Here is a 2,721-nt window from a genome sequence, read left to right as displayed (position 1 = left end):
GTATGAGTCTGAATTCGAGAATAATGTATGTTGAGTTGAAAAGTGATGGCTTGAGTGGAGAAGGGCGAATCGTTCGTGTTCGTTACTCAAAAACGGGTAAAACAATTTACTATGGCGACAGAGTGTTGGTATCAACCCGCTCTACTCCTCTTAAAGCCAATTTTTATGATGAGAAATCGTTGGAAGATTTTTGGGTGTCTGGACCCAAAAAAGATGGTACCGATTCTCTTTTTCCTGCAACAATTAACATTGATGATGAAGTAAGAGAGGAATACTGGATTAATATTCGCGACTTAGCTGAGAATAAGTTGAAAGCTAGCTATAAATCACCTGGTTATCCTAAGGCGGAGCGCGCGAAAATTGAAAAAGGATTACGCAGGAGGCAAATGGACAACGGATGGATGCCAACTTAATTAATGCAAAAAACGAGTAAGCTCTTTCTTTCAAGAGTCACTCTCATCTGTTTTTAAAGAGTCATTTTCGGGTTCGCGAGCATTGGTTGTTTGGTTCACGCTACCAACCATCAGTTGCAGTATCAGCGCCAAACGAGTATTTTTTTACCTAAATGGTTAACGCAAGGAAGCATGGAATGTTTTATCAAAATCGCACTAAACCGAAACAACATAACAAACGCATCAACCTCGCTACGCTCGCGCAGGACAGTTTTCTGGTTGGGACTTTGCCCACCCAAAAAACTGCCCGTTATGCGGGGTGTTATGTATGGATAAGATAGCAATTTGGACATTGTTATTAATGCACTTATTCGCATTCCTCTCAACATTAATTCCAGTGATAACAAACAAAGATCGGTCAACTCTGGCAAAAGTTGGATTAATACTTTTAGCCTTAATAGTACCTATTTTTGGTGTGGCGATAGTATTTTACCGATTGAATTATTTGATAAAGTATCGAGGCGGCTTTATTGATACAGGTATATTTTCGGGGTATCACTCTGCTTCCAATGAGAGTCATTCAACAAATAAAGACAGCGACATCGACTCAGACTCATCAGGAGGTGGAGATTAGGATGGCGATATTTAGGTTTGCTGAAAGCTCGTTCTTTCAAGAGTCACCTTCATCTGTTTTTAATGAGTTATTTTCGGGTTCGCGAGCATTCGTTGTTTGGGCCCCGCTGCTAACCATCAGTTGTAGTGTCAGCGTCAAACGAGTATTGTTTTACCTAAATGGTTATCGCAAGGAAACAAGGAATGTTTTATCAAAACCGCACCAAACCGAAACAACATAACAATCGCATAAACGCACTCCCTTCGGTCGCTGGGACACCATTACGTGCGGTTGCACGCAATGCTGCCCGTTATGCGGGGTGTTAGTGTGCTAGAAAAGCACGTAACAAAAAGCTAATAGCGCACAAAGTAACTAGCCAAGTTTCGGCTTCAACAGAGCCTGTTGCTCTTCGTCTTTCTTCGTTAGTCTTTTGATTCAAGGGTCGCGAGCGCACTGTTGTTTAGTCATTGCCTCATTAGCATTTACTAAAGCTCTCCCTTTTTCCTTGTTCCCTGTTTAATCAATCGGAAGCTGTGTTCCATGTTCGCGAGCATTTGCTCACTGGTCTTCGCTAAACAGCATCTGAGTTCGTCGCGACACAATTGCGCAAGCTCGTTCTTTCAAGGGTCACCCTCATCTTTATGTCAGAAACTTCACCTCGTGTTCGCGAGCGCATCATGTTTGGTCTTCGCCTAAGATAAATCAGTTGTTGTCTTTGCTCAAAACGAGTAATGTTTTACCTAAATGGTTAACGCAAGGTGACAATGGATGTTGTTTATAAAACGCGTAAAACATCACAAATCTAACAATCGCATCAACTCACTCCCTTCGGTCGCTGGGACATCATTACGTGCGGTTGCACGAAATGCTGCCCGTTATGCGGGGTGTTAGGTTTTAGTCTTTATCAATTCTCTTAAGTGCGTTTTTATAAGCCTGATTTCTGTCCCGTTTACCGATAGCAATGACTTCTACGACCACTATGTCATCCTTTACTTGATAAACTAATCGGTAACCAGATTGGCGTAATTTAATTTTATATATATCTGCCCCGCCCATTACGCGATCGCTTTCAACGCGCGGTACGTTTAATCTTTCAATCAGCTTCTTTTTAAATTGATCTTTTAATGTTGCGCCTAGCTTGTTCCACTCTTTTTGCGCAGACTTTTTAAATTGAAGCTTATAAGTCATCTATATTTACCGCGATTGATTCTTCATCTTTGCGTTCGTACACTATTTGCAACAGCTCTAAATCTTCAATCTTATCCATTAACTGCTCATATACGGCTGCGGGTACACAATAGAATGCAGGTTCATTTCTATTCAAAATTGCTACGGGCTCACCGTAAGCACTGCCGGCTACTTTCATAGGATTTGCTTTAAGCTCAGATATGCTAGCAGCAACATCGGCTAAAACTCTGACGGCCATATCGGTCTCCAATTAGGTCTTTAAAGTGGTCATTTTAGAGTTAAATTAACATGTCCACAAGAGTTATGTATAAGCTCATTCTTTCAGGAGTCTCTCTCATCTGTTTTTAATGAGTTGTTTTCGGGTTCGCGAGCATTGGCGGTTTGGTGCACGCTGCTAACCTTCAGTTGCTGTATCGGCGCCAAACGAGTATATTTTTACCTAAATGGTTAACGAAGGGAAACATGGAATGTTTGGTCAAAATCGTAATAAATTCCGGCTACCTAACAATCGCATCAACTCACTCCCTA

General features: G+C 41.5%; 5 protein-coding genes. 3 read left to right on the top strand and 2 right to left on the bottom strand.

From position 1 onward, the window contains the following. The 3 genes from RM556_RS17230 to RM556_RS17220 all read left to right on the top strand — a co-directional run. Positions 1-413 (top strand): hypothetical protein (locus tag RM556_RS17230; RefSeq protein WP_311375203.1); only part of this gene is annotated, 413 nt, incomplete at its 5' end. Positions 414-720: 307 nt separating this feature from the next. Then, a complete protein-coding gene (locus tag RM556_RS17225; protein ID WP_311375202.1) occupies positions 721-1,026 on the top strand; it encodes a hypothetical protein in 306 nt (101 codons plus the stop codon). A 182-nt stretch (positions 1,027-1,208) separates the two neighbouring features. Further along, on the top strand, positions 1,209-1,331 hold the full coding sequence (locus tag RM556_RS17220; protein ID WP_311375201.1) for a hypothetical protein: 123 nt from the start codon (positions 1,209-1,211) through the stop codon (positions 1,329-1,331). Between the two features lie 568 nt (positions 1,332-1,899). Here RM556_RS17220 and RM556_RS17215 read toward each other — a convergent pair. Next, positions 1,900-2,193 (bottom strand): type II toxin-antitoxin system RelE/ParE family toxin, encoded by a 294-nt coding sequence (locus RM556_RS17215; RefSeq protein WP_311375200.1) that lies wholly within the window; start codon positions 2,191-2,193, stop codon positions 1,900-1,902. Next, a complete protein-coding gene (locus RM556_RS17210) occupies positions 2,183-2,431 on the bottom strand; it encodes a type II toxin-antitoxin system Phd/YefM family antitoxin (protein ID WP_311375199.1) in 249 nt (82 codons plus the stop codon). Before RM556_RS17210 ends, RM556_RS17215 begins: the two co-directional genes overlap by 11 nt. Positions 2,432-2,721 lie beyond the last annotated feature (290 nt).

The organism is Alteromonas sp. W364, from assembly GCF_031846205.1.
GTDB classification, from domain to species: Bacteria; Pseudomonadota; Gammaproteobacteria; order Enterobacterales; family Alteromonadaceae; genus Glaciecola; species Glaciecola blandensis.
The sequence above is the reverse complement of the archived record's forward strand: the minus strand, read 5'-3'. Positions and strand labels throughout refer to the sequence as shown.